Source organism: Burkholderia reimsis, from assembly GCF_003294055.1.
Classification (GTDB): domain Bacteria; phylum Pseudomonadota; class Gammaproteobacteria; order Burkholderiales; family Burkholderiaceae; genus Burkholderia; species Burkholderia cepacia.
Window position 1 is genome coordinate 1 of the sequence record NZ_QMFZ01000009.1, and the last position, 23,588, is coordinate 23,588.

Sequence of the window (23,588 nt, forward strand, 5' to 3'; positions counted from 1 at the left end):
TTTCGGTTCGGTTAAGAACCGGTCGCTCACTCAAAGCTGACAGGAATATGAATTGCTTCATAAACCTGACTTACTTTAGTGTGAGACTCTTGATACTTTCGCTATCTGACCCGAAGATCAGCTTGCTTCCATCAAGCGCCCACACTTATCGGCTGTTAATTTTTAAAGAGCAATCTGCGAGGAACTTCGTGTTTCTCAGCAGCGCTGCGTTTTCAGCAGCAGAGAAGCGAGATTATGAACCGTGTTTCGCAGCTCGTCAACAACTTTTTACACTACATCGTTGCGACTGCGGGGTTCAACTTCCAAGCCAACCGCGCGCCCAAGACTGCAGCACACCACCAGCTCCGCTTCCCTCTTCCGCGCCGCGTTTCCGTTAGCGCGAAAGAGGCGTGATTCTAAGCACCCTCTTCGAACTGCGCAAGGGGTTTCTCAAAAAATATAAGACCCCGCACGCTGTCGCGTGCGGGGTCTTATATATAGAAGCAACTCAACCGGTCACCCTGCGCGCGCCTGGCGCGCGACGATCTCCATATAGTGATCGAGATCAGGCGTCACCTTGCCCTCTTCCTTTGCCGTATCGTCCCAGCGGCGCAGACGCAGCGCATCCTCCGCGAACGGGCGCTGCAGGAACGCCGCCGTCTCCTCCTCACTGAAGATGCCGCCCTGCAGCGCGAGACTGCGCACCGAGTCCGGCGACAGGCTCTCGAAGTAGCCGGTATCCGTGCGGCACAGGCAGCGCTTTGCGTCGACGTGCAGCCGGATCGGCTCCAGCACCGCGTCGGAAAACAGCGGCCGCAGGAACGGCAGCACGTAATACTGGTGCAGATCGTCGATCCCGCGCGCACTCGGCGTCTCGCCCTGGCGATTCAGCAGATGCCCGAGATCGTGCAGGAACGCCGCCGCAACCAGCGCTTCATCAGCCCCCGCCTCTTCCGCCAGCAATCCGCTCTGCAATGCATGCTCGAGCTGCGTGACCGGTTCACCGCTATAGGCCACATGACCATGCTCGCGATACAACCCGTGGATATCTTCCACCGTCAATGCCATTCATTCACTCCCAAGGCAGCGAAAACGTCTTCAGGTTCGTGAAGCTTTTCATCGCCTCCTGAACGCCCTCCTTGTATCCGAGCCCCGAGTCCTTGATCCCGCCGAACGGCGACAGCTCGATCCTGTATCCGGGCACTTCCCATACATTCACCGTGCCGACGTTCAGCTCGTTCACGAACCGCACCACCGCCGCCGTGCTGTCCGTACAGACACCCGACGACAGCCCGAACGCCGTCCCGTTGCTGATCCGGATCGCGTCGTCGATCGTGTCGAACGCAATCACCGGCGATACCGGGCCGAAGGTCTCCTCGCGCACGATCGTCATCGACGGATCGACGTTGTCGAGCACGGTCGGCGCATACAGCGCGCCGCGCCGCACGTTGCCCGTCAACAGCCTCGCGCCTTGCGCGACCGCCTCCCCGACCCGCGCCTCGAACAGCCGCGCCGCGTCCTCGTCGATCACCGTGCCCATTTCGTTCGCGGGATCGAACGGATCGCCGTACTTCCATGCGCGCGTCTTCTCGACGAGCAATTCGGTGAAGGCGGGCGCGATCGAGCGCTGCACCAGCATCCGCTTGACGGCCGTGCAGCGCTGGCCCGAATTCCGGTACGACCCGAGCACCGCCAGCGACGCCGCGCGTTCGAGATCGGCATCGTCGAGGACGATCAACGGATCGTTGCCGCCCAGTTCCAGCACGATGCGGCGGTAGCCGGCCCGCGCGGCAATCGCCTTGCCGATCGCCACGCCGCCCGTGAAGGTGATCAGCGACGCATGCGGGTGCGTGACGAGCTCGTCCGCGATCTCGCGCGGATCGCCGGTCAGCACCTGCAGCATCGGCTCCGGCAGACCGGCTTCAACCAGCAGGTCGGCCAGATAGAGCGCCGACAGCGGCACCTTCTCCGACGGCTTCACGATCACGCGGTTGTTGGTCGCGATCGCCGGCGCGATCTTGTGCGCCACCTGGTTCATCGGATGATTGAACGGCGTGATCGCGACGATCACGCCATCGAGCGGTTGCCGCTGCGAAAATACGCGGCGCGCCTTGCCATGGGGCGTCAGGTCGCACGAGAAACTCTGCGCGTCGTCGCGCAGCGCCTCGACCGCCGCGAACTTCAACACGTCGGCCACACGGCCGATCTCGTAGCGGGAGTCCTGTTTCGACAACCCCGACTCGAGCGTGATCAGGTCGGACGCTTCCTCGGTACGCTCGCGCAACAGCGCAGCCGCGCGTTCGAGGATCTCCGAACGCTCGTAACGCGTGAGCGTCGGCCGGTACGCCATCGCGTAGTCGAATGCCGCGCGCACGTCGTCGACGCTCGCGAGCGGCACCGTACCGACGCGCGTGCCCGTGTAAGGGTCCATGACGTCGAGCGTGCGTTCGCGCGTCGCGCGCGTGCCGCACCAGCGCAGCGCCTCCGCGCGAAACGCCGGGTGATCGTGTCGGGGGTGAGCCATCATGTCGCGACCCGGTTCAGCACGAAATCGAACACGTCGAAATTGCGCGGGCGACGCGCAGGATCGACCGGCTCGATACGGCGATTGAACAGCAGCGGTACTTCCTGCTCCGACACGCCGCCATGCGAACGCAGCGGCACCGTGAGGCCCGACAGATCGTGTTCGCGCTCGCGCGTGCCGAGCGTCATGTCGCGGCGGCCGATCACGACGAGATCGCCGATCCGGTCGGCCGGCAGCTCGAAACGTGCCGCGGCTTCCGCGTTGTCGAGCACGAGCTCGACGCCGTCGAGGCCGCCGACGCGCCACATCGCCTCGGCCCGGTCGACGCCCGGCGCCAGATAGACAGTGGCAAACGAGCCGAGCGCGCCGTGGTGCACGACGTACGGATCCGTGATCGGCAGGATCACGCGCGCAGCCTGCGCGCCGTACCACCCGTCGAAGGCATCCTGCAGATAGATGACGTTCGGCCGGCCCGTCGCAGGATCGTGCTTCGCGTTCATCCCGTGGTCGGCCGTCAGCCCGATCGCCCAGCCGAGCGCGTCGAGCTGCGCGAGATAACCGTCCATCATCGCGTAGAACGCGTTCGCACCGGCACTGCCCGGCGCGAACTTGTGCTGCACGTAATCGGTGGTCGACAGGTACATCAGGTCGACCTGGCGCGTCTGCGCAAGCCGCACGCCGGCCGCGAACACGAATTCGGACAGCGCCGCGCTGTAGACGTCCGGCGACGGCAGGCCGACCCAGTCGAGCACGTCGACGATCCCGTTTTCGGCGAGATTCGCCTGCGCGGCCTTCTCGGCCGAAAAGCAGATGCCGTTCATCTGCCAGCCGAGCAGCCGGCGCAGCTTGTCCTTCGCCGTCACGACGGCCACCCGCGCACCGGCGTCGGACGCCGCCGCGAGCAACGTGCCGGCCCGCAGGTAGGCCGGGTCGTTCATCATGACTTCGGCGCCACGCCCGCCGTCGGCGGCCGGGTCCCAGAAATAGTTGCCGCAGATTCCGTGGACCGACGGCGGCACGCCGCAGACGATCGACAGGTTGTTCGGGTTGGTGAAGGTCGGCACGACGCAATCGGCGCGCCAGGCCGTGCCTTCCGCGATCATCCGGCCGATGAACGGCGCGACGCCCGCTTCCACCGCCCGTTCGAGATAGTCGTACTCGCAGCCGTCGACGCAGACGACGACGGTCGGCTCGACCGGCAGCCGGTAGTGCCGGCCGTTGACGTCGACCGAGCGACCCGCAAGCTCCGTCGGGATACCGGCCGCCGACGCGTCGCCAGGTTGGCGCAATGCGAACGCGGCGTTCATGATGCCACCCGCTTGCCGCGCGGCACGCGCGCGGCGATCAGCAGCAGCGCCGCGAGCGACGCGCCCAGCATCAGCAGCGACAGCGCCGACGCCGGAAGGTAATACCCCCGCTCCACCTGGCCGATCACGACGATCGGCACGGTCGCGAAGCCGGGCGGATAAACCGTCAGCGTCGCACCGAGCTCGCCGAGCGACAGCGCGAAGCCGAGTGCGAGGCTCGCGCGCAGCGCCGGCACCAGCTGCGGCAGCAGCACGCGGCGCAGCACCATCGCGGGCGGCGCGCCGAGGCTCGCCGCCGCTTCGCGCAGCACGGTCAGCTCCGGACGCAGCGCCGCGGCCGCGCAGCGATAGCAGAACGGCAAGATCAGCGCGAGCTGCACGAGCACGACGATCGCCGCCGAGCTCGACAGATCGACTGGCTTCTGGTGATACGCGATCAGCACCGCGAGCCCGAGCACGACGCTCGGCACGCCGTTCGGCACCATCACGAGGGCATCGACCACCGCGCCGAGGCCGCGCCGGTCGCGCCCCTCGAGCGCCAGCGCGAGCCACAGTCCGAGGACCGTGCCGACCGCCGACACGCCGAAGCCGATTTCGAGGCTCGTCAGCAGCGCGTCGTATTCCGGCGACCCGAGCCGCTCGAACCAGCGCAGGCTGTAACCGGCCGGCAAGATCGTGCCCGACCACTGCGTCGACACGCTCGACAGCGCGACGACGATGACCGGCAACACGAACAGCCAGAAGCACGCGAACGCGGCCAGCGCGAGCGCCGCGCGCGATGCATGCTTGAGCACCGTGTCGCCCCAGCCGATCTGGTGGCGCGGCACGCCCTGCCCGATACGGAATTCAGCGGACATCGTTCCCTCCCGTCGCGCGCCGGTTCACCCGGCGATAAACCGCATACAGCGCCAGCGACAGCGCGAGCATCACCACCGCGCCGGCCGACGCGGTCGGCAGGTCGAGGTCGACGGTCGCGCTGCTGTAGATCGCGACCGGCAGCGTGACGAGCCGCGCGCTGCCGAGCACGAGCAGAATCCCGAATTCGTTCAGCGTCAGCAGGAAGCACAGCACGGTGCCGGCGGCGATGCCCGGCCACGCGATCGGCAGCACGACGCGGCGCGCGAGCATCCAGCCGGAAGCGCCGAGGCTGCGCGCGGCTTCGATCAGCCGCAAATCGAGCGTCGCGAACGATGCGAGCGTCGGCCGCACGACGAACGGCGTATAGAATACGGTCTGCGCGAGAATCACGCCGCCGATGCCGAACAGGAAATCGAGCGGCGCATTTTCGAGATGAAACAGGTGCTGCAGCGCGATGCTGATCGAGCCCTGCGAGCCGTACAGGAAGATCAGCGTGAACGCGACGAGGAACGACGGAAACGCGACGTACAGCTCCAGGAAGCGCGTGACGAGCGACGCGCCCGGAAACGGCTTGAAGAACAGCAGTGCGGCCAGCAGCACACCGAGCACCGACGCGGTGCCGGCGCTCGCGAACAGCACGCCGAGCGTGGTCAGCAGCACGTTGCGGGTGTCGGGGTTGCCGAAGAACGTCCGGTACGCGGCGAAACTCAGCCCGTGGTCGCCCGACACGCTCAGCAGCACGAGCCGCACCAGCGGGTAGACGACGAGCGGGCCCAGCACGACGATCGCGAGCGCGGCCAGGTGCAGGTCGCCCATGCGCTTGCGGCGCCGCGCGGCGGCGGCGTGCGCGGCGGCCGACGCGAGCACGTGCGGCGGCAGGCCGGCTTCAGGGCTCGATAAGGACGACATCGTCTGCCTCGCAATGCAGGGAAACGCGCGCACCGCGCTCGGGAGCCGCGCCGCGGCCGCGTTGCATCGTGACGCGCACGGGCTCGTCGGGCGCCGCATCGATCGTGACCGCGATCGACAGGTCCGCGCCCTGCCATTCGACGGACGACACCGTGCCGTGCAGCCCGCCCGCGGCGGGCGGCATCACGGTCAGGCGCTCGGGGCGCACGCACGCCACCTTGCCACGCACTTCATGGCGCGGATCACCGAGCGGAAAGATCACGTGCGGCGGCAGCAGGTTCGCCGGGCCGAGATAACGCGCGACGTAGCCGTCCCGCGGCGCGTCGTACAGCTGCTGCGGCGTGCCGAGCTGCGCGATGTGGCCGTCGCGCATCAGCAGCGCGCGGTCGGACAGCACGAGCGCGTCGTCGCGGTCGTGGGTCACGCAGACGACGGTCAGGTTCGGCAGGCGCTCGTGCAGCGCCTTCAGTTCGCTGCGCACCGACGCGCGCAGGTTGGCGTCGAGCGCCGACAGCGGCTCGTCGAGCAGCAGCACGTCCGGCTCGATCACGAGCGCGCGCGCCAGCGCGACGCGCTGCTGCATTCCGCCCGACAACTGCGCGGGCAGGTGATGGCCCGCATCGCCGAGCTGCACGAGCTTCAGCGCATCGGCGACACGGCGCGTCACTTCCGACGAAGCCATGCCGCGCGCGCGCAGCCCGAAGGCGACGTTCTCGAACACCGACAGGTGCGGGAACAGCGCGTAATTCTGGAACAGCAGACCGAGATTGCGCTTGTGCGGCGGCGCGTAGGTCAGGTCGCGTCCGGCAACGGTCAGCGTGCCGGTCAGGCCGTCGGCCTTCACGAACCCGGCGATGAAGCGCAGCAGCGTGGTCTTGCCGCAGCCGCTCTTGCCGAGCACGGTCAGAAATTCACCGGCACCGATCGACAGCGACAGATCTTCCAGCACCGTGCGTGCGCCGTAGCGCACGCTCAGGTGTTCGATCTGCACGCCGCCCGGCGCGCCGGACCGCAGCGTTGCTCGCGGTTCGGCGGCGCCGAATGCGCCGGGATGGGTCAGGGTGGTTTCCACCGGGTTCATCCTCTTGCTCACGAATACAGGCGGCGGGCGCCGATCACTTCGGCTTGACGACGTCGAGCTGCTTGCCCGAGCTGCCGATCACGTCCTTCTTCCAGCGCTCGATCCACACCGGCTTCTTCGCCATCACCTGGGTCCAGTCGACCGGGATCAGCTTCACGCCCGCGATCGCCTTCTTGACCGCTTCGCCGTTCTTGCCGGCCAGCGGCACGTCCGTGCGGCCCGGGATGCCGTACATGTCCGGCACCTTCGACTGCACTTCCGTCGACATCAGGTAATCGATCAGCTTCTTGCCGGCGTCCTGGTTCGGGCCGCTCTTGATCAGGCCGATGCCGTACGGGAGCTGGAACGTGGTCGGCTGGTCGCCGTCCTTCGCGGCCAGGAAGATCGGCTTGACGGACAGCGCGCCGTGTTCGGCATCGTCGAGGTCCATCTGCAGGTCGCCGTTCGCGACGCTGATCTCGTTACGCGACAGCAGCACGTTCAGGTAGCCCGTGCCCTTCGTGTGGAACTTCACGCTCTGCGACAGCTTCGCGAGGTAGTCGAACGCCTTGTCCTCGCCCATCAGCGACGTCGTCAGGATCAGCACGGCCATCCCGTCGCCGGCCGTGGCCGGGTTCGAGTACGCGACCTTGCCCGCATAGGCCGGCGACAGCAGGTCGGCGAACGTCTTCGGCTGGTTCTTCACGACGTCCGGGTTGATCGCGAACGAGAAATAGTTGTTCACGAACGTCGCCCACGTGCCGTCTTCCGCCTTCGCGATCGCCGGCACGTTCTTGTAGTTCACGCTCTGGTACGCCTGCAGCAGGCCCATCTGGCCGGCTTGCTGAATGAAAGGCGGCAGCGTGACGATCACGTCGGCCTTCGGGGAATTCTTCTCGATGTTCGCGCGGTTGACGACTTCGCCGCTGCCCGCCGTCACGATGTTGACCTTGACGCCTTCCTTCTTCTCGAACGCCGGCAGCACATCGCGATAGAGGTTCTCGAGACCGTCCGCCGTGTACAGCACGACCGCGCTCGCCGCATGCACGGGCAACGCGGCGCCCATCAGACCGGCGACGGTGGCGGCCAGTGCAAGCTTGCGGAACGCGCCGGCAGCGGCGCGCGAGGAATTCTGCAGTGTCATCTCACTTCTCCGTAGGCGGAACACCAAATGGCCGGGGCACGATCCGGCTCTCCTGTTATCTCCGGGCAGGCCGATCAACGGCCTGCCTCGCCGCCGCGCCGAGGTCAGGTTTCTCGCGGCAAGCGAAGGATCACAGCGTTCGATGACAAACCCGTGACGAATGCCACAATTTCCAAAAAATGACACATTTTGCCAATATCATGCAAGTCATTCAGAAATGCCGCCCGGCGTTTCTTTCGACCTTTGCAAGGAAAAAACCGTGTCCGATCCGATTCTTCTTACGCCCGGCCCGCTCACCACGTCCGCCACAACCCGCCACGCAATGCAACATGACTGGGGCTCGTGGGATGCCGCTTTCAATCAACTGACGGCCAGCGTCTGCGCGGACCTCGTCGCCATTGCGCATGGCGGCGACGAGTACGTGTGCGTACCGATGCAGGGCAGCGGCACGTTCTCGGTCGAAGCCGCGCTCGGTACGCTGGTGCCGCGCGACGGCGTCGTGCTGGTGCCCGACAACGGCGCGTATTGCGCGCGCATCCTGAAGATCCTGGGCCGGCTCGGAATCGAAGCGATCGCTTTACCGTTCGGCGAGGATGCGGCCGTCGATCCGGCCGCGATCGAGGCCGCGTTCGCGCGCGAGCCGCGCATCACGCACGTCGCGCAGGTGCATCTGGAGACGAGCGCCGGCATCCTGAACCCGCTCGACGACATCGCCACCGTGTGCCGACGCCACGGCAAGCGGCTGATCGTCGACGCGATGAGCTCGTTCGGCGCGCTGCCGATCGCGCTGGCGGGCAGCGGCATCGATGCGCTGATCTCGGCAAGCGGCAAATGTCTCGAAGGCGTGCCGGGGATGGGGTTCGCGATCGTGCGGCGCGATGCGCTCGAGGCCGGCGAAGGCAATTCGCCGTCGCTCGCGCTCGATCTCCACGATCAGTACGCATACCTGCGCAAGACGGGCCAGTGGCGCTTCACGCCGCCGACGCACGTGATCGCCGCGCTGCGCGCCGCGCTCGACCAGTACCTCGCCGAAGGCGGCCAGCCGGCGCGCGGTGCGCGCTACGCGGACAACTGCCGGACGCTGGTCGAATCGATGCGCGCGCTCGGCTTCGCGCCGTTCCTTGATGCGAACGTGCAGGCGCCGGTGATCGTCACGTTCCACGCGCCCGACCACCCGGCCTACGATTTCCGCCGCTTCTACGACGCCGTGCGCGATGCCGGCTTCATCCTGTATCCGGGCAAGCTCACGCAGCTCGAGACGTTCCGCGTCGGCTGCATCGGTGCGATCGATGCCAACGATATCCGGCGCGCGGTCGCGGCGATCGCGCAGGCGGTCGAATCGCTCGGTATCGCGGTGCAGCACGCATAAGGGTGCACGCAGCGCGTCGCGCCAACAAAAAAGCCCGGCGGCCAACCGGCCGCCGGGCGAACGCACAGGATGCGCGTGGAGGCGATGCTTACAGCTCGATCCGCTTGATGTCGCCGACGACGAAGATGTAAGACAGCGCACCGATCAGTGCGATCACGCCGATGAACACGAGCGCGCCGACGAACGAGCCGGTCGACGCGACGATGAAGCCGACCACGAGCGGCGTGATGATGCCGGCGAGGTTCGCCGCGAAGTTGAAGATGCCGCCCGTCACGCCGAGCAGGCCGTCCGGCGCGATGTCCGACACGAGGGTCCAGCCGAGTGCGGCCATCCCTTGCGCGAAGAACGCGACCGACATGATCGCGATCACGGCCTCGTTGCTCTGCACGTAGTTCGCGAGAATGATCGTCGACGCGAGCAGCAGGCCCGCGATGATCGGCAGCTTGCGCGCGAGGTTCGCGGACTTGCCGCGACGCAGCAGCCAGTCGGAGAAGATCCCGCCGAACATCACGCCGACCGACGCGGCGATGAACGGCATCACCGCGAAGAAGCCGATCTTCAGCCAGCCCATGTGGCGCTCGGTGGCGAGGTAGGTCGGGAACCAGGTCAGGAAGAACACCAGCGTCGAGTTGCCGGCGAACTGGCCGAGGCAGATGCCCGCGAGCTGACGCTTCTTCAGCAGCTTGCCGGCCATCGCCCAGCTGAACTTCTTCTGCGCGCCCTTGGCGCCTTTGTCGCCGTCCTTGCGTGCACCGTGCACGAGACCGCCGCCCGCCTCGATATACGCAAGCTCCTCCGAGTTGGCGCCCGGATGGTTGCGCGGCTCATGATAGAACTTCCACCAGACCAGGCCGAACGCGATGCCGATCGCGCCGACGACCCAGAACAGCGAGCGCCAGCCGAACGCGCCCATCAGTGCGAACAGCACCGGGCTGAAGAACGCGAGGCCGATGTACTCGCCGACCGTATACGTACCGGTCGCCATCGCGCGCTCGTTCTGCGGGAACCACGTCGCGACGACCCGGCTGTTGGTCGGGAAGCACGGCGCCTCCGTCACGCCGAGCCCGAGCCGGCATGCGAACAGCGTCGCGATGCCCGGCACGAAGCCCTGCAGGAATGTGCACAGCGACCACAGCGTCATCGACCAGTAATAGGTGATCTTGCTGCCGAAGCGGTCGAGGAACAGGCCGCCGGGCACCTGCATCGCGACGTACGTCCACGAAAACGCGGAGAACATGATGCCCATCACGGCCGCATTGATGCCGAGCTCCTTGGTGAGCTGCGGTGCAGCCACCCCCAGCACGGTGCGGTCGAGATAGTTGATCATCGTGCCGATCGCGAGCAGCGCGAGAATCTTGTAGCGCGCCGAGGTGCGCCGGACCGTGCCGGCCGCCGCGGACGCGGCGTTCGAGTGGGTGGTGTGCTGCATGATTGTCTCCTGATCTCTTTTTTCAGCTAGTCGGTAGAAGGGTCAGCGTGCGACCAGCGACTGAAAGTGTTCGAACATTCGTTCGTCGTCCGGCGTGCGTCCGGTGAAGATCTCGAACGCATCGACGGCCTGGTACACGGCCATCCCGCCTCCCGGCAGCGTCGCGCAGCCGGCCGCGCGCGCGGCGCGGACCAGTTCGGTTTCGAGCGGGAAATACACGATGTCGGCCACCCACATGCCCGCGCGGAGCAGCTCGGCCGGCAGCGGCAGGCCCGGATGCTTGGCCATGCCTGTCGGCGTCGCGTGGATCAAGCCCGTCGCGGCGCGCATCGCGTCCGCGAGATCGCCGCCCTGTACAACGCGTGCCGCGGGGAAGCGTTGCTGCAGTTCAGCCGCGAGGCCGGCGGCACGCGTGCCGTCGACATCGAAAATCGTCAGTTCGGCCGCGCCCATCTGCAGCGCGGCGTGCGCCACGGCCGCGCCCGCGCCGCCCGCGCCGAGCTGGACGACGCGTTCGAGCGACGCGTCGGGCAACCCGCGGCGGAACGATTTCGCGAAGCCCGACCAGTCGGTGTTGTGGCCGATCCGCTTGCCGTCCTTGAACAACACGGTGTTCACCGCGCCGAGCGCACGCGCATCGTCCGACAGCGCGTCGAGGTGCTCGATCACGCGCTGCTTGCACGGGTGCGTGATGTTCAGGCCGTTGTAGCCCATCCGCTGCGCGGCATCGAGCAGTTGCGGCAGTGCGTCGACGGTCACGCCGAGCACGTCGAGGTCGATCCGCCGGTAGACATAGCCGAACCCCTGGCGGAAACCTTCTTCCTCGTGCATCGCCGGCGACAGCGAACCGCCGATGCCCTGGCCGATCAGGCCGATCAGAAACGACGGGCGGCTCATCGCGCGGCTCCCTGCGCGAACAGCGTCGCCAGACGCTGCAGCGCGAACACGTAGCCTTCGGTGCCGCAGCCGCAGATCACGGCTTCGGCAACCGCCGATACATAGGAATGGTGGCGGAACGCCTCGCGGCGATGCACGTTCGAGATATGAACTTCGATCACCGGTTTCGCGATCGCGGAAAGCGCGTCGGCCAGCGCCACCGACGTATGCGTATAGGCAGCCGGGTTGATCACGATGCCGTGCGTATCGTGACGCGCCGCGTGCAGCCAGTCGATCAACTGGTGCTCGGCGTTCGACTGGCGGAAGTCGATTTCCAGCCCGAGCGCTTCAGCGGCCGTTCGGCAGCGCTGCTCGACGTCGGCGAGCGTTTCCGCGCCGTAGATATGGGGCTCGCGCGTCCCCAGCAGATTCAGGTTCGGGCCGTTCAGCACCAGCACCTTGGGCTTGCTCATGGTGTTTCTGCTCCTAAAACGGGGGCGCATCGCTAGCCGACTTCGCCCCCTGACGTCAAGATTTGGCGCTAGTGTGCGCTTGCGAAAGCGCAATGTCTTTTCGGGTTTTCGCTAATTTGTACCACCTAGTTAGTTTGTACAATACGCATCACTTACCCAGTAAATTCGGGATATGGCGTTCGTCGTTAATTCAACGAATGGTTCATTCAGGGTCGATTCGACCGGCGCCGTGCCCCGCTCATCCGCAGGATTCGCCCATGCAGCGCTCGATCGCCACCGTGTCACTGTCCGGCACGCTCGCCGGGAAGCTCGCCGCCATCAAGGCCGCCGGCTTCGACGGCGTCGAAATCTTCGAAAACGACCTCGTCTACTTCGACGGATCGCCGGCCGACGTCCGGCGCATGGCCGCCGATCTCGGCCTCGACATCGTGCTGTTCCAGCCATTTCGTGACTTCGAGGGCGTGAGCGCAGCCCAGCTCGCCCGCAACCTCGATCGCATCAAGCGCAAGTTCGACGTGATGCACGCGCTCGGCACCGACCGCATCCTGGTGTGCAGCAACGTGTCGGCCGACACGATCGCCGACGACGGGCTGCTCGTCGACCAGCTCGGCGCGCTCGCGGAAGCCGCGCGGCAAGCCGGCGTGGTCGCCGCGTACGAAGCGCTCGCGTGGGGCCGAGTCGTGAAGCGGTACGGCCATGCGTGGCAACTCGTGAATGCCGTGAACAGCCCGCACCTCGGCCTTGCGCTCGACAGCTTCCATACGCTGTCGCTCGACGATTCCCCGGACGCGATCGCCGACATCCCCGGCGACCGGATCGCGTTCGTGCAGATCGCCGATGCGCCGAAACTCGCGATGGACGTACTCGAATGGAGCCGCCATTTCCGCTCGTTCCCGGGCCAGGGCGACTTCGACCTCGCGCGCTTCACCGCGCGCGTGATCGAATCGGGCTACACGGGGCCGCTGTCGCTCGAGATCTTCAACGACGGCTTCCGTGCGGCGCCGACCGCGATCACGGCCGCCGACGGCCATCGCTCGCTGCTCTACCTGGAAGAACTGACACGCGAGCGGCTCGCGCGGGACGGCCGCGCGCCGGCCGCCAGCCAGCCGCTGTTCGCGCCGCCGGCGCCGCCCGCGCACGTCGGGTTCCAGTTCATCGAATTCGCGGTCGACGCACAGGCCGCGGCAACCGTCGGCGAATGGCTCGGCCGGATGCGCTTCCGGCTCGCGGGCCGGCATCGGTCGAAGGACGTGACGCTGTTCCAGCACGGCGCCGCGTCGATCGTGCTGAACGCGGAGCGCGACTCGTTCGCCGATGCGTTCTTCCAGCAGCATGGGCTGTCGCTGTGTGCTTCGGCATTCCGCGTCGACGACGCGAAAGTGGCATTCGAACGCGCGGCCGGTTTCGGCTATGCGCCGTTCTCCGGCCGCGTCGGGCCGAACGAACGCGTGCTGCCGAGCGTGCAGGCACCGGACGGCAGCCTCGAGTATTTCGTCGACGAAGCGCCGAACGCGCCGACGCTGTATGAGTCGGACTTCGTGCTGACCGACATCGACGGCCCGAGCGAGGTCGGCCCACTGACGGGTATCGATCACGTGTGCCTGGCGCTGCCGGCCGACGCGCTCGATACGTGGATCCTGTTCTTCAAGACGGCCTTCGGCTTCGAGGCCGAGCGCAGCTGGCTCGTGCCCGACCCGTACGGGCTGATGCGCAGCCGCGCGGTGCGCAGCGCCGACGGTTCGGTGCGGATCGCGCTGAACGCGTCGGTCGACCGGCACACGGCGGTCGCCGAATCGCTCGACCGCTATCACGGCACGGGGCTGAACCACGTGGCGTTCCGCACGGACGACATCGTGAAGACGATCGCCGCGTTCGCGGCCGACGGCATTCCGTTCCTGCGCATTCCGCCGAACTACTACGACGATCTCGCCGCACGCTACGCGCTGCCGGACGAGTTGATCGACACGCTGAGCACGCATCACCTGCTGTACGACCGCGACGAGCACGGCGGCGAATTCCTGCACGCGTATACAGAACTGGTCGACAACCGCTTCTCGCTCGAGATCGTCGAGCGGCGCGGCGGATACGACGGCTACGGGGCGGCAAACGCGGCCGTGCGCCTGGCCGCGCAGGCACAGCACAGGAAATAAGAGAAAGAGACGAACCAGAATTTCGGGGCCGAATCACATTCGCGCCCCGCGGCTGGCTCAAAGGGCCGCATCCCGCACGCACCATCGTGGTGAATCGCGCGGCAGCGCACCCGCCCGCGCGGCTTGCCGCGATCGGGCCGGGAACCGCGCTCCTTCTGGCGTTACATCCGGTAACCTGTACCGCAGCGCAGCATCCGGTCCTCGGCCACGGTTTTAAGAATCGCTTAAGTCTTCGACGGCACCATCCGCAACCAGTACCCGATAGTTATCTCGAAAAGGAGGAAAGCGATGAGCGCCGTAGAAGCACCCGCGGGCCGCCCGGCCGCGCCCCCTGCAAAGAAGACGATGCTGCGCCGCCTGCTCAGTCATCATGAAATCGCGACGCTGCTCGTGTTGTTGCACGCACCGATCGGCGCGAACGCCAAACCCGAACTGCCTGCGCTACAGGAAGCCGGCCTCGTCGAGATGGTCAAGCTCGACGCCGATACCGCCCCCAGCTTCCGGCTGACCGAAAACGGCACCGCCGTCCTGAAAGGGCTCGGCTACCGCTGAGCCGCGGTTTTCACCGCTTCCCCCTTTCCCCGGATCGCCCCGATCCCTGCGACTCGCCGGCCCTTTCGGCGCGTCGCGTCACCCTGCCCGCTCCTGCAGCATCAACCGGTATTCCGTCGGCGTCACGCCGACCGTCGCCTTGAACTGTCGCGTGAACGCGCTGTGATCCGTATAGCCGCATAGCGCCGCGACGTCGGTCACCTTGTCGTGCGTGACGAGCAGCGCGGTGGCCGCATCCAGCCGCGTCTTCAGCAGCACCTGGCGCGGCGTCAGGTGGAACACCTTGTGGAAGTAGCGTTCGAGCTGCGCGACCGACATCCCGGCCATCTGCGCGAGCTGCTTCAGGTTCAGCGGCTGTACGTAGTGATCCTGGATGTGCTGGACCACGTCGGCGAGCCGGCTGTACGCCGGGTGCGATCCCTCGTGCGCCTTCAGGTCGCGCGAGATGCCCGCGAGGCCGACCACCCTGCCTGCGGCATCGCGCAGCGGCTCCTTGCAGGTCAGGCACCAGCCCGGCTGGCGGCCCGGATAAAGGTGCAGCTCGAGCTGGTCCATCAGTTGCTGGCCCGCGTTGATCGTCGCCATGTCCTGCTCGAAATAGCTGCGGCCGAAGCGGCGCGGAAACACTTCGTCGGCCGTCTTGCCGAGCAGGTCACGCTTGTCCTTGTAGCCGCAGCGCATCGCCAGCGTGCGGTTGACGAGCGCGTAGCGGCCGTTCGCGTCCTTCACGAAGAACGCGACGTCCGGCAGTGCATCGAATACCGGTTCGAGCAGGCGGAAGTGCGCGAGCATCGCGCCGAGATCGGCGTTGTCGGGCTGGTGGCGCAACGTATCGGACAGGCTCATGGGCGGTACGGCTGGCAAGGTCGTCATCCGGGCAACCGCAAGGCGAGTGGCAGATGGCGTCGATTATAGAAGCGCCCCTCCGATCGCGTCGCGCCGATCGCAAGGGCGGGCAAGTTGGCGGCAGCCGTCACGTCGCGCCGTCGGCCGACCGGCTTCGACACGCCACATACGTTGCGTGCACAACCACCGCGCCGCGCATGCGACGGCCGGCCGGGAATCCGCTTATGCCAACGCCGCAGCCATGCATGCACCGGTGCCAACATGCCATGAGCGCACGGGCTTGCCGGAGCACCGGCACCGCGCACCGCGCATCCGCATCCGCATCCGCATCCGCATCCGCATCCGCATCCGCATCCGCATCCGCATCCGCATCCGCATCCGCATCCGCATCCGCATCCGCATCCGCCAGCATAAAAATGCAACCGTACAGCGTCTTGGCGCGTTTGCGCATTCGGCGTGACGATTTCGGCATATATCAGGGTTATCGACGATATGCCGATATCGTCGCCGGCCGCGCACCGAACGCGCAAGACGCACGCATTTTCGCTGTCTAGACTTCGCTTCACGGTCACGAGACGACCTTCCGCCGCGGCAGCGACCGGCGTGCAGGGCCTGCGGCATCGGCCACCACACACGCCGATTCCGGCACAGCCCGGGCAGCACGCGGCACGCACGCACGGCCCTCGCATCGGCCTGCCGACCGAACCGTCTCGCCCGGTTTACCGGTGCCGGCCCGCCAGCCGGCGGCGGCCCAACCACGCCATCAAGGGGAAGTGAAAGTGAAGCTGAAGGTATCGCACGTCGCGCTGGCCGCTGCCTGCGCACTGTCGGGCGCGCACGCCATTGCCGCCGACGTCGTCAAGATCGGTTTCGCCGCACCGCTGACCGGCCCGCAGTCGAACTACGGCACGGACATGCAGAAGGGCGTGCAGCTCGCGATCGCCGATTTCAACGCGACGCGTCCGACGATCGGCGGCAAGCCCGTCACGTTCCAGCTCGATTCGCAGGACGACCAGGCCGACCCGCGCACGGGCACGACCGTCGCTCAGCGGCTGATCGACGACAACGTCCGCGGGATCATCGGGCACTTCAACTCGGGCACGAGCATTCCCGCGTCCGACCTGTACGATCGCGCGGGGCTGCCGCAGATCTCGATGGCCACGTCGCCGCAATACACCGCGCGCGGCTACAAGACGACCTACCGGCTGCTGACGAGCGACGCGCAAGCGGGCCGCATCGTCGGCACGTACGCGGTGAAGACGCTGCGCTTCAAGCGCATCGCGATCATCGACGACCGCACGGCCTACGGCCAGGGCATCGCCGACGAATTCGCGAAAGCCGTCGAGGCGGCGGGCGGCACGATCATCAAGCGCGACTTCACGAACGACAAGGCGCTCGATTTCTCAGCGATCCTGACCAACCTCAAGGGAATGAACCCGGACGCGATCTTCTACGGCGGCGGCGACGCGCAATCGTCGCCGATGATCCGCAAGATGCGCCAGCTCGGGATGAAGTCGGCGTTCGTGACGGGCGAGATGTCGCGCTCACCGACGTTCCTGAAGGTCGGCGGCGACGCGGCCGAAGGCGCGATCGTCTACATGGGCGGGCTGCCGAAGGAGAAGATGCCGGGCTTCGCCGGTTACGCGGCACGCTACAAGGCGCGCTTCAACGAAGACGTGATCACCTACTCGCCGTACTCGTATGACGGCACGATCGCGCTGCTCACCGCGATGAAGGACGCGAACTCGACCGACCCGAAGGTGTATACGCCGTATCTCGGCAAGGTGTCGGTCAAGGGCGTGTCGGCCCCGAGCATCGCGTACGACGCGAAGGGCGACCTGAAGGATGCGCCGGTGACGATCTACAAGGTCGAGCGCGGCACGTTCAAGCCGGTCGATACGATCGCCGGCAACTGATACGCAACCCGGCCCCGCGCGGCGCGTCAGCGGCTCACCGGCCGCCCGCGCCGCGCGCGCTTTTGCCCCGGCCCCGGCCGCGCGCTCCGAAGCCTTCCCCGTCGCACACCCGCGCGCGCATTTCGCGCTCCTGTAGAATCCTCCCACCCGCTTTGACGCTTCGTCCCTGCCGTGCCCCATCCCGGTGCGGCGGCGCGTGTTGCGCGCCTCACCCGGCACACGACACGCTTCGACGATGCAAGCCGCGCCTTGTCAGTCCATGCCGATAGCGGGCCCTGGAGACGCAGCACCGACAACAACATTCGAAAACCGATCGTCCTGACCATGCAAGCTTCCGAATTGAGCGGCGTGCCTCGCGCCGCCGAACGCGCGCTCACGCGCAGCGACTACAAGACCCTTGGCCTTGCCGCACTCGGCGGCGCCCTCGAGTTCTACGACTTCATCATCTTCGTGTTCTTCGCGCCGGCGATTGGGCAACTGTTCTTCCCGCACGACATTCCCGACTGGCTGCGCCAGTTGCAGACGTTCGGCATCTTCGCGGCCGGCTATCTCGCGCGCCCGCTCGGCGGCGTGATCATGGCGCACTTCGGCGACCTGTTCGGCCGCAAGCGGATGTTCACGCTGAGCGTGCTGATGATGTCGGTGCCGACGCTGCTGATGGGCCTGCTGCCGACCTACGACACGATCGGCATCCTCGCGCCGGTGTTGCTGCTGCTGTTCCGCGTGCTGCAGGGCGCGGCGGTCGGCGGCGAGGTGCCGGGCGCGTGGGTGTTCGTGTCCGAGCACGTGCCGTCGCGTCATATCGGCTATGCATGCGGCACGCTGACCGCGGGCCTGACGGCCGGCATCCTGCTCGGCTCGCTCGTCGCCGCCGGCATCAACAGCCGTTACTCGACCACCGAAGTCGGTGCGTTCGCATGGCGCATCCCGTTCCTGCTCGGCGGCGTGTTCGGCCTGTTCTCCGTGTACCTGCGCCGCTGGCTGCATGAAACGCCGGTGTTCGCCGAGATGAAGGCGAAGAAGGCGCTCGCGGCCGAGATTCCGCTGAAGGCCGTGCTGCGCGACCACGGCCGCGCGGTGATCGTGTCAATGCTGCTCACGTGGATGCTGTCGGCCGCGATCGTCGTCGTGATCCTGATGACGCCCGCGCTGCTGCAGAAGCAGTTCCACCTGACGCCCGCGACGACACTGTTCGCGAACAGCGTCGCGACGCTGTGCCTGACCGCCGGCTGCATCACCGCCGGTTCGCTCGCGGGCTGGATCGGCGCGAAGCGCGTGCTCGGCATCGGCGGCATCGGGCTGGCCGCGTGCTACTACCTGCTGTTCGTGCAGGTCGCGGCCGATGCGTCGACGCTGCCGCTCTACTACGGGATCGCGGGCTTCATGGTCGGCACGATCGGCGCGGTGCCGTTCGTGATGGTCAAGAGCTTCCCGGCCGTCGTGCGCTTCTCGGGCATCTCGTTCTCGTACAACGTCGCGTATGCGATCTTCGGCGGCCTCACGCCGGTGATCGTGTCGCTGATGATGAAATCGAATCCGCTCGCGCCGGTCGTGTACGTCGCGGCGATCTGCGTGCTCGGCGCGATCGCCGTGCAGTTCTCGAAGGATGCGAAGGACGTGAAGGACGCACGCTGAACGTCGGCGCGCACGCGCCGGCCAGATGAACGAAGGGCCGAATCCCGCGGCGTGCGGGATTCGGCCCTTTTGTTATGACTCGGCCTGGCGGCGCGAGTCAGCCCGGTTCAACGCAGCACGCCGTACGACGAACTCGGCCGGCGCAGCGCGTCGATGCTCGCGCCGCCGGCGCCGGTGACGAACAGCAGCAGGAACCCGCCGGCGATCGCGACGTTCTTCCAGAAGTGAATCACCATGTCGTGCTGGACGGCGGCGCTCGTCGCGTCCCAGAAATTGTGCCCGACCATCGCGGTCGCGATCGTGTAGACCGCCATCAGCAACGCGAGCGGCCGTACCTTGTAGCCGACGATCAGCAGCAGGCCGCCCAGCCCCTCGATCGCGACGACGATCGGCGCGACGACCTGTTGATAGGGCACGTTCATCCCGTGCAGATACGCGATGAAATCGCTGTAGCCGAGCAGCTTCATGATGCCGCCCCACAAGAACAACGCCGCCAGCGCCAGGCGTGCGAAAAAAATGACGCCGGAATCGACGGTACGCGTCATGCCTCTCTCCTCGTATGCAATTCGGCCGCTTGCCCCGGGCGCGCCCGGGCGGTTCGACGCCGCGCGCCCCGGAAGGGGGCGCGGCAAATGGGCCAGCATAGAGGGTCTTTTCGCCGTGTCCAAGAAAAAGGTTGTAGCAAATCTTTACACTGCGGCGGCCGCGCCGGCGGCTCGACGCACTGAAAAACGCGTTTAGCCCGCGTCGCTCAACAACACGCCTTTCTTGAAGATGAAGCAGCCATAGCCGCGCAACTCGCCGGTGACGATCACCGCGTAGGCCTGCTGCGCGCGCTCGTAGAACGCGAAACGGTCGATACCCGCGAGCGGCACCGCGCGCCCTTCCGCGCGGTCGATCTCGGCCTGCACTTCGCGCTGCACGGGCGGCACCGCGGCTGCGTCGCCGACGACTTCCATCCGCCATGCGGGTGTGTCGACGAACGTGTCGAGCGGCAGCACGGACAGCACCGCGCGCACGACGCGCGCCGAATCGGCGCCGTCGATGCGCAACGCGCGGCCGACCACCGTGTGCTCCGCGACGGATTCCGCCGGGAAATTCGCATCGCAGATCGCGATTTCATCACCGTGCCCCATCGCACGCAGCGTATGCAGGATGTCGGCGTGCAGCAGCGGGTCGAGATTCTTCAGCATGTCGGCTAGTCTCCAGGATCAGGAACGAATCGCATAACGTTACCCGATCCCGGCGGCCGTTGCGCATGCATCGCTCACGTCACGACGCCGCGGCCGGCATCTCGTCGATGAAACCGGTGATCGTCGCGAGGCGGCCCGACGCGTCGACCGTGCCGAAGTCCGAACCCTTCACGATCGCCGCGCCGTCGGGCGACACGAGCGCCCACGAGAACCGCAGGTGCTGGCCGAACGCGTCGACGTCGGTCGTGCGGCGAAAGCGGAACGCGGGGAAGCGTGCCTGCACGGCCGCGATCATCGCGTCGATGCCTGCGTGGCCGTCGCCGGCCATCAGCGGATCGCGATAGGCCGCGTCGCTCGCATAGGTCGCATCGATCAGCGCGCGGCGGCGTGCGACGTCGGGTTCGTTCCATGCGTCGAAGTAGCGGTCGATCAGGTCGGCGTGAATGGACGAGGCGGACGAGGCGGATTGGGCGGTGCTCATGGCGAGGCTCCTTGTGTCGATGAGGGGACGAGGTCGCGAACGCTGCGTGTTTCGTATTCGCGTGCCGTCATCGTCGCCGGCCTCGCGCGGGCGGTCGATTACGTGCGAGGTAAGGAAATCGCGCCCGCGCCGCCGCGATCAGCCGGCCGCGGAGTTGGCCGCGCAGTTGGCCGCGCAGTTGGCCGCGTAGTCGACCGCCAGGCTCCACGCCGGATCCTCGTGCTTCGCCCAGTACGCGTCGAACAGCCGGCGCGTCATCGGGCCCGGCCGGCCGTCGCCGATCGGTGCGCCGTTCAGCCGTGTGACGGGCATGATCCCGCCGGCCGTCGACGTGATGAACACCTCGTCCGCTTCGCGCAGTTGCGCATCGTCGACACGGCCAGCCTGCGCGTCGATGCCCATCGACGCCGCCAGCTCGAACACGGTCTGCCGCGTGATGCCGTGCAGCACGCCGCGCTCGGGCGTCCGAAGCCGGCCGTCGCGCACGATGAAGACGTTGAACCCGGGCCCTTCGGCGATGCTGCCGTCCGTGCACTTCAGCACGACCGACTCCGCACCCGCGTCATACCCCTTCAGCAGCCCGGCGACGAGGTCGAGCCAGTGGTAGTTCTTGATCTGCGGATCGACCGATTCGGGCGGAATCCGTCGAACGTCGTCGATCAGATGCAGGTGCAGGCCCTCGCGCAACTGCCGCTCGTTCGCGACCGAGCCGTACGGCACCGCGAACGCGATGAACTGGTTCACCGCGTCGCGCGGGTCGCGGCTGAAGGTGGGCGATACGCCGCGCGTGCACAGCATTTCGACGTACGCGTTGCGCAGGCCCGAGCGGCGCACGCATTCGACGAGGATGTCGCGCAACGCGTCGTCGCCCAACGGTACGTCCAGCCGCAGCCGCGCCAGCGAGCGCCTGAACCGCGCGATGTGCCGGTCGAGGCGGAAGAAGCGGCCGTTCCACACGTGCACGGTGTCGTACGTGACGTCGGAATGCAGGAAACCCCAATCGAGCACCGACACGCGCGCGTCGGCGATCGGAACGAAGCGGCCGTTCATGTACGCGGCGCCCGGCGGATACGCGGATGCTTCGGCGGACTGAATGCGCTCCGGCGCCGAACGTTTCACGTCGGGCGCGTGCGGCGCGTAGTCGACCTGCGCGACAAACGACGCGCGATCGGCGTCGAACACGCTGCGATGCACGACCGCATTCGGCCCCGCCGCGCGATCGAACGACAGCTTGCCGTCGAGATGGTCGATCTCGTGCTGCATCAGCTCCGACACATCGGGCGACAGCGCGTCGCGCCGATGCAGCTCGCCGTCGAGCGTCGTGTACTGCACGCTCACCGACGCGTGGCGCTCGACACGCACGAACAGGTCCGGAAAGCACATGCAGTCGTCCCACAGCGTCATCCGCGCGTCGCTGTGCCACACGATTTCGGGGTTCACGATCACGTCGGGCCAGCCGTCCATCGCGAGCGCGATCATCCGTTGCCCGACGCCGATCTGCGGCGCGGCGACCGCGCGGCCGAAACCGTGTTCGTCGCGAAACGCGCGCAGCGCGGCGCGCAGTGCGCAGGCGGCTTCGCGCACGGCGGGATCGGTAACGTCGCCGACCGGCCGCGCGACGTCGCGCAGCGATGCTGTGCCCACCGGAAGAATCCGCGTATTCATTTCACTACCTCCAACAAAGTCACCTTGTTGCCTCCCTTGAACGTCGAAATCGTTGCCGCCGGATTACGCAGCTCGCCGTTCGCGTCGAACGCGATCCGGCCGGTCACGCCCTGGAAGTCGACGCGATGCAGCGCGTCGACGATCTTCGCCGGATCGGTGGACTGCGCGAGCATCACCGCGTGGTAGACGGCCATCATCGCGTCGTAGGCATACGGTGCGTAGAGCTGCACGGGAGCGCCGTACTTCTGCGTGAAGCGCGCCGCGAACGCGGGGCCGCCCGGCATCTTCGCGAGGCTTCGGCCGCCGTCTGCGCACACGAGGTTGCCGTCGAGCGCATCGCCGGCCAGTTTCAGGATCTCGTGCGTGCACAGACCGTCGCCACCCAGCAGCGGCACGGCGATCCGCAGCTTCTTCATCTGCTTGAGCATCGGCCCGCCCTGCGTGTCCATGCCGCCGAAGAAGATCGCGTCGGGCGCACGGCCCTTGATCAGCGTCAGCGGCGCGCCGAAGTCGAACGCCTTGTCGGTCGTGTATTCGCGTGCGACCACGGCGGCGCCCGTGTTCCCGAGCCCGCCGGCGAACACGTCCGCGATGCCCTGCCCGTAGGCCGTGCGATCGTCGACGACACCGATGCGGCGCGCGTGCAACTGCTCGACCGCATAGCGGGCGACCGCCTGCCCGAGGAAGTCGTCGTTCGCGAGCATCCGGAACGTGGTGCGATAGCCGAGACGCGTGAACGCCGGGTTGGTGGCCGACGGCGTCAGCTCCGCGATGTTCGCCGTCGCGTAGAGCCGCGCGACGGCGATCGACGTCCCCGAATTCTGGTGGCCGATCACGGCGCTGACGTGCGTATCGACGAAGCGCTGCGCGACCGTCGTCGCGACCTTCGGGTCGGCCTGGTCGTCTTGCGCGTCGAGCGCGAACGTGACCGGATGCCCGGCGACGTTTGGGTGCGCCGCGTTGATTTCGTCGATCGCGAGCCGAATGCCGCGCGCGCTGTCCTCGCCGAAATGCGCCTGCGCACCCGTGAGCGCGCCGGCAAAACCCACGACGACCGTATCCGCGCCGAACGCGGGAACGGCCGGTACAAGCGACACAAGTGGCGCCAGCAGCACGAGCGGTGCCAGCAGCAGATGTCGGAAACGCATGATGTTTTCCTCGCGGCTTCATCGTTGACGGGTGCTACGATTATCGGCAGCCGTCGCGAAATCCGATAAACATC

At 67.0% G+C, this 23,588-nt stretch carries 22 protein-coding genes; 6 read left to right on the forward strand and 16 right to left on the reverse strand.

Annotation, left to right across the window (positions count from 1 at the left end; all coding sequences use genetic code 11):
- Window positions 1–495: 495 nt before the first annotated feature.
- From DPV79_RS12860 to phnS, 7 genes are read right to left on the reverse strand one after another with little or no spacing between them, the layout of a single operon-like run.
- Window positions 496–1,047 (reverse strand): phosphonate degradation HD-domain oxygenase, encoded by a 552-nt coding sequence (locus DPV79_RS12860; protein WP_059487355.1) that lies wholly within the window; start codon window positions 1,045–1,047, stop codon window positions 496–498.
- Between the two features lie 4 nt (window positions 1,048–1,051).
- On the reverse strand, window positions 1,052–2,506 hold the full coding sequence (gene phnY, locus DPV79_RS12865) for a phosphonoacetaldehyde dehydrogenase (protein WP_021159320.1): 1,455 nt from the start codon (window positions 2,504–2,506) through the stop codon (window positions 1,052–1,054).
- On the reverse strand, window positions 2,503–3,810 hold the full coding sequence (gene phnA / locus DPV79_RS12870; RefSeq protein ID WP_113045575.1) for a phosphonoacetate hydrolase: 1,308 nt from the start codon (window positions 3,808–3,810) through the stop codon (window positions 2,503–2,505). The genes phnY and phnA overlap by 4 nt, the downstream gene beginning before the upstream one ends.
- Window positions 3,807–4,667, reverse strand: coding sequence for a 2-aminoethylphosphonate ABC transport system, membrane component PhnV (gene phnV / locus DPV79_RS12875; RefSeq protein ID WP_021159318.1), 861 nt, complete (start codon window positions 4,665–4,667; stop codon window positions 3,807–3,809). Before phnV ends, phnA begins: the two co-directional genes overlap by 4 nt.
- Entirely contained in the window at window positions 4,657–5,577 is a 921-nt protein-coding gene (locus tag DPV79_RS12880) for a 2-aminoethylphosphonate ABC transporter permease subunit (RefSeq protein ID WP_021159317.1), read from the reverse strand. The genes phnV and DPV79_RS12880 overlap by 11 nt, the downstream gene beginning before the upstream one ends.
- Complete coding sequence (gene phnT, locus DPV79_RS12885) at window positions 5,555–6,658, reverse strand: 2-aminoethylphosphonate ABC transport system ATP-binding subunit PhnT (protein ID WP_042974920.1); 1,104 nt, start codon at window positions 6,656–6,658, stop codon at window positions 5,555–5,557. The genes DPV79_RS12880 and phnT overlap by 23 nt, the downstream gene beginning before the upstream one ends.
- Before the next feature lie 34 nt (window positions 6,659–6,692).
- Window positions 6,693–7,781 (reverse strand): 2-aminoethylphosphonate ABC transporter substrate-binding protein, encoded by a 1,089-nt coding sequence (phnS, locus tag DPV79_RS12890; RefSeq protein WP_021159315.1) that lies wholly within the window; start codon window positions 7,779–7,781, stop codon window positions 6,693–6,695.
- Between the two features lie 259 nt (window positions 7,782–8,040).
- On the opposite strand from phnS, the gene DPV79_RS12895 reads away from it, so the two are divergent.
- Window positions 8,041–9,150: a 2-aminoethylphosphonate--pyruvate transaminase gene (locus tag DPV79_RS12895; protein ID WP_113045657.1), complete on the forward strand. Its 1,110-nt coding sequence runs from the start codon at window positions 8,041–8,043 to the stop codon at window positions 9,148–9,150.
- A gap of 88 nt (window positions 9,151–9,238) precedes the next feature.
- Here the strand turns inward: DPV79_RS12895 and DPV79_RS12900 are convergent, their stop codons facing one another.
- Genes DPV79_RS12900 through aroQ form a run of 3 tightly spaced genes read right to left on the reverse strand, consistent with a single transcriptional unit; the run spans window position 9,239 to window position 11,928 of the window.
- Window positions 9,239–10,579, reverse strand: a complete 1,341-nt coding sequence (locus DPV79_RS12900) for an MFS transporter (protein WP_048020813.1) — start codon at window positions 10,577–10,579, stop codon at window positions 9,239–9,241.
- A gap of 42 nt (window positions 10,580–10,621) precedes the next feature.
- The gene (locus tag DPV79_RS12905; protein WP_059648931.1) at window positions 10,622–11,476 is read right to left on the reverse strand and encodes a shikimate dehydrogenase; all 855 of its coding nucleotides are present in this window, start codon (window positions 11,474–11,476) and stop codon (window positions 10,622–10,624) included.
- Window positions 11,473–11,928 (reverse strand): type II 3-dehydroquinate dehydratase, encoded by a 456-nt coding sequence (gene aroQ, locus DPV79_RS12910; protein ID WP_021159313.1) that lies wholly within the window; start codon window positions 11,926–11,928, stop codon window positions 11,473–11,475. Before aroQ ends, DPV79_RS12905 begins: the two co-directional genes overlap by 4 nt.
- A 257-nt stretch (window positions 11,929–12,185) precedes the next feature.
- On the opposite strand from aroQ, the gene DPV79_RS12915 reads away from it, so the two are divergent.
- Both DPV79_RS12915 and DPV79_RS12920 read left to right on the forward strand, forming a co-directional pair.
- Window positions 12,186–14,078 (forward strand): bifunctional sugar phosphate isomerase/epimerase/4-hydroxyphenylpyruvate dioxygenase family protein, encoded by a 1,893-nt coding sequence (locus DPV79_RS12915; RefSeq protein WP_021159312.1) that lies wholly within the window; start codon window positions 12,186–12,188, stop codon window positions 14,076–14,078.
- 288 nt (window positions 14,079–14,366) lie between these two features.
- Window positions 14,367–14,630 (forward strand): hypothetical protein, encoded by a 264-nt coding sequence (locus tag DPV79_RS12920; RefSeq protein ID WP_021159311.1) that lies wholly within the window; start codon window positions 14,367–14,369, stop codon window positions 14,628–14,630.
- Window positions 14,631–14,708: 78 nt separating this feature from the next.
- Here DPV79_RS12920 and DPV79_RS12925 read toward each other — a convergent pair whose 3' ends face one another.
- Window positions 14,709–15,503 carry an AraC family transcriptional regulator gene (locus DPV79_RS12925; protein ID WP_021159310.1) on the reverse strand — a complete coding sequence of 265 codons (795 nt, stop codon included), beginning with the start codon at window positions 15,501–15,503 and terminating at the stop codon, window positions 14,709–14,711.
- Window positions 15,504–15,651: 148 nt separating this feature from the next.
- Between DPV79_RS12925 and DPV79_RS42630 the strand changes: the two genes are divergently transcribed.
- From DPV79_RS42630 to DPV79_RS12940, 3 genes are all read left to right on the forward strand, one after another.
- Window positions 15,652–15,936: a hypothetical protein gene (locus DPV79_RS42630; protein ID WP_165843509.1), complete on the forward strand. Its 285-nt coding sequence runs from the start codon at window positions 15,652–15,654 to the stop codon at window positions 15,934–15,936.
- Between the two features lie 319 nt (window positions 15,937–16,255).
- A complete protein-coding gene (locus DPV79_RS12935; RefSeq protein WP_021159308.1) occupies window positions 16,256–17,392 on the forward strand; it encodes a branched-chain amino acid ABC transporter substrate-binding protein in 1,137 nt (378 codons plus the stop codon).
- Between the two features lie 324 nt (window positions 17,393–17,716).
- Entirely contained in the window at window positions 17,717–19,027 is a 1,311-nt protein-coding gene (locus tag DPV79_RS12940) for an MFS transporter (RefSeq protein ID WP_113045577.1), read from the forward strand.
- A 107-nt stretch (window positions 19,028–19,134) separates the two neighbouring features.
- On the opposite strand, the gene DPV79_RS12945 is transcribed toward DPV79_RS12940, so the two are convergent.
- The 5 genes from DPV79_RS12945 to DPV79_RS12965 all read right to left on the reverse strand — a co-directional run bounded on the left by DPV79_RS12945 (window position 19,135) and on the right by DPV79_RS12965 (window position 23,514).
- Complete coding sequence (locus tag DPV79_RS12945) at window positions 19,135–19,572, reverse strand: DoxX family protein (protein WP_021159306.1); 438 nt, start codon at window positions 19,570–19,572, stop codon at window positions 19,135–19,137.
- A 192-nt stretch (window positions 19,573–19,764) separates the two neighbouring features.
- Window positions 19,765–20,220: an RbsD/FucU family protein gene (locus DPV79_RS12950; protein WP_021159305.1), complete on the reverse strand. Its 456-nt coding sequence runs from the start codon at window positions 20,218–20,220 to the stop codon at window positions 19,765–19,767.
- A gap of 79 nt (window positions 20,221–20,299) precedes the next feature.
- Window positions 20,300–20,701 (reverse strand): nuclear transport factor 2 family protein, encoded by a 402-nt coding sequence (locus tag DPV79_RS12955; RefSeq protein WP_059591049.1) that lies wholly within the window; start codon window positions 20,699–20,701, stop codon window positions 20,300–20,302.
- A gap of 138 nt (window positions 20,702–20,839) precedes the next feature.
- Window positions 20,840–22,366 carry an aminotransferase class IV gene (locus DPV79_RS12960; RefSeq protein ID WP_113045578.1) on the reverse strand — a complete coding sequence of 509 codons (1,527 nt, stop codon included), beginning with the start codon at window positions 22,364–22,366 and terminating at the stop codon, window positions 20,840–20,842.
- The gene (locus DPV79_RS12965; protein WP_113045579.1) at window positions 22,363–23,514 is read right to left on the reverse strand and encodes a branched-chain amino acid ABC transporter substrate-binding protein; all 1,152 of its coding nucleotides are present in this window, start codon (window positions 23,512–23,514) and stop codon (window positions 22,363–22,365) included. The genes DPV79_RS12960 and DPV79_RS12965 overlap by 4 nt, the downstream gene beginning before the upstream one ends.
- Between the last annotated feature and the right edge of the window lie 74 nt (window positions 23,515–23,588).

Coding starts and splice junctions, on each gene's coding strand:
- DPV79_RS12860 (WP_059487355.1), bottom strand. CDS start 1,047: ATGGCATTGACGGTGGAAGATATCCACGGGTTGTATCGCGAGCATGGT.
- phnY (WP_021159320.1), bottom strand. CDS start 2,506: ATGATGGCTCACCCCCGACACGATCACCCGGCGTTTCGCGCGGAGGCG.
- phnA (WP_113045575.1), bottom strand. CDS start 3,810: ATGAACGCCGCGTTCGCATTGCGCCAACCTGGCGACGCGTCGGCGGCC.
- phnV (WP_021159318.1), bottom strand. CDS start 4,667: ATGTCCGCTGAATTCCGTATCGGGCAGGGCGTGCCGCGCCACCAGATC.
- DPV79_RS12880 (WP_021159317.1), bottom strand. CDS start 5,577: ATGTCGTCCTTATCGAGCCCTGAAGCCGGCCTGCCGCCGCACGTGCTC.
- phnT (WP_042974920.1), bottom strand. CDS start 6,658: ATGAACCCGGTGGAAACCACCCTGACCCATCCCGGCGCATTCGGCGCC.
- phnS (WP_021159315.1), bottom strand. CDS start 7,781: ATGACACTGCAGAATTCCTCGCGCGCCGCTGCCGGCGCGTTCCGCAAG.
- DPV79_RS12900 (WP_048020813.1), bottom strand. CDS start 10,579: ATGCAGCACACCACCCACTCGAACGCCGCGTCCGCGGCGGCCGGCACG.
- DPV79_RS12905 (WP_059648931.1), bottom strand. CDS start 11,476: ATGAGCCGCCCGTCGTTTCTGATCGGCCTGATCGGCCAGGGCATCGGC.
- aroQ (WP_021159313.1), bottom strand. CDS start 11,928: ATGAGCAAGCCCAAGGTGCTGGTGCTGAACGGCCCGAACCTGAATCTG.
- DPV79_RS12915 (WP_021159312.1), top strand. CDS start 12,186: ATGCAGCGCTCGATCGCCACCGTGTCACTGTCCGGCACGCTCGCCGGG.
- DPV79_RS12920 (WP_021159311.1), top strand. CDS start 14,367: ATGAGCGCCGTAGAAGCACCCGCGGGCCGCCCGGCCGCGCCCCCTGCA.
- DPV79_RS12925 (WP_021159310.1), bottom strand. CDS start 15,503: ATGACGACCTTGCCAGCCGTACCGCCCATGAGCCTGTCCGATACGTTG.
- DPV79_RS12940 (WP_113045577.1), top strand. CDS start 17,717: ATGCAAGCTTCCGAATTGAGCGGCGTGCCTCGCGCCGCCGAACGCGCG.
- DPV79_RS12945 (WP_021159306.1), bottom strand. CDS start 19,572: ATGACGCGTACCGTCGATTCCGGCGTCATTTTTTTCGCACGCCTGGCG.
- DPV79_RS12950 (WP_021159305.1), bottom strand. CDS start 20,220: ATGCTGAAGAATCTCGACCCGCTGCTGCACGCCGACATCCTGCATACG.
- DPV79_RS12955 (WP_059591049.1), bottom strand. CDS start 20,701: ATGAGCACCGCCCAATCCGCCTCGTCCGCCTCGTCCATTCACGCCGAC.
- DPV79_RS12960 (WP_113045578.1), bottom strand. CDS start 22,366: ATGAATACGCGGATTCTTCCGGTGGGCACAGCATCGCTGCGCGACGTC.
- DPV79_RS12965 (WP_113045579.1), bottom strand. CDS start 23,514: ATGCGTTTCCGACATCTGCTGCTGGCACCGCTCGTGCTGCTGGCGCCA.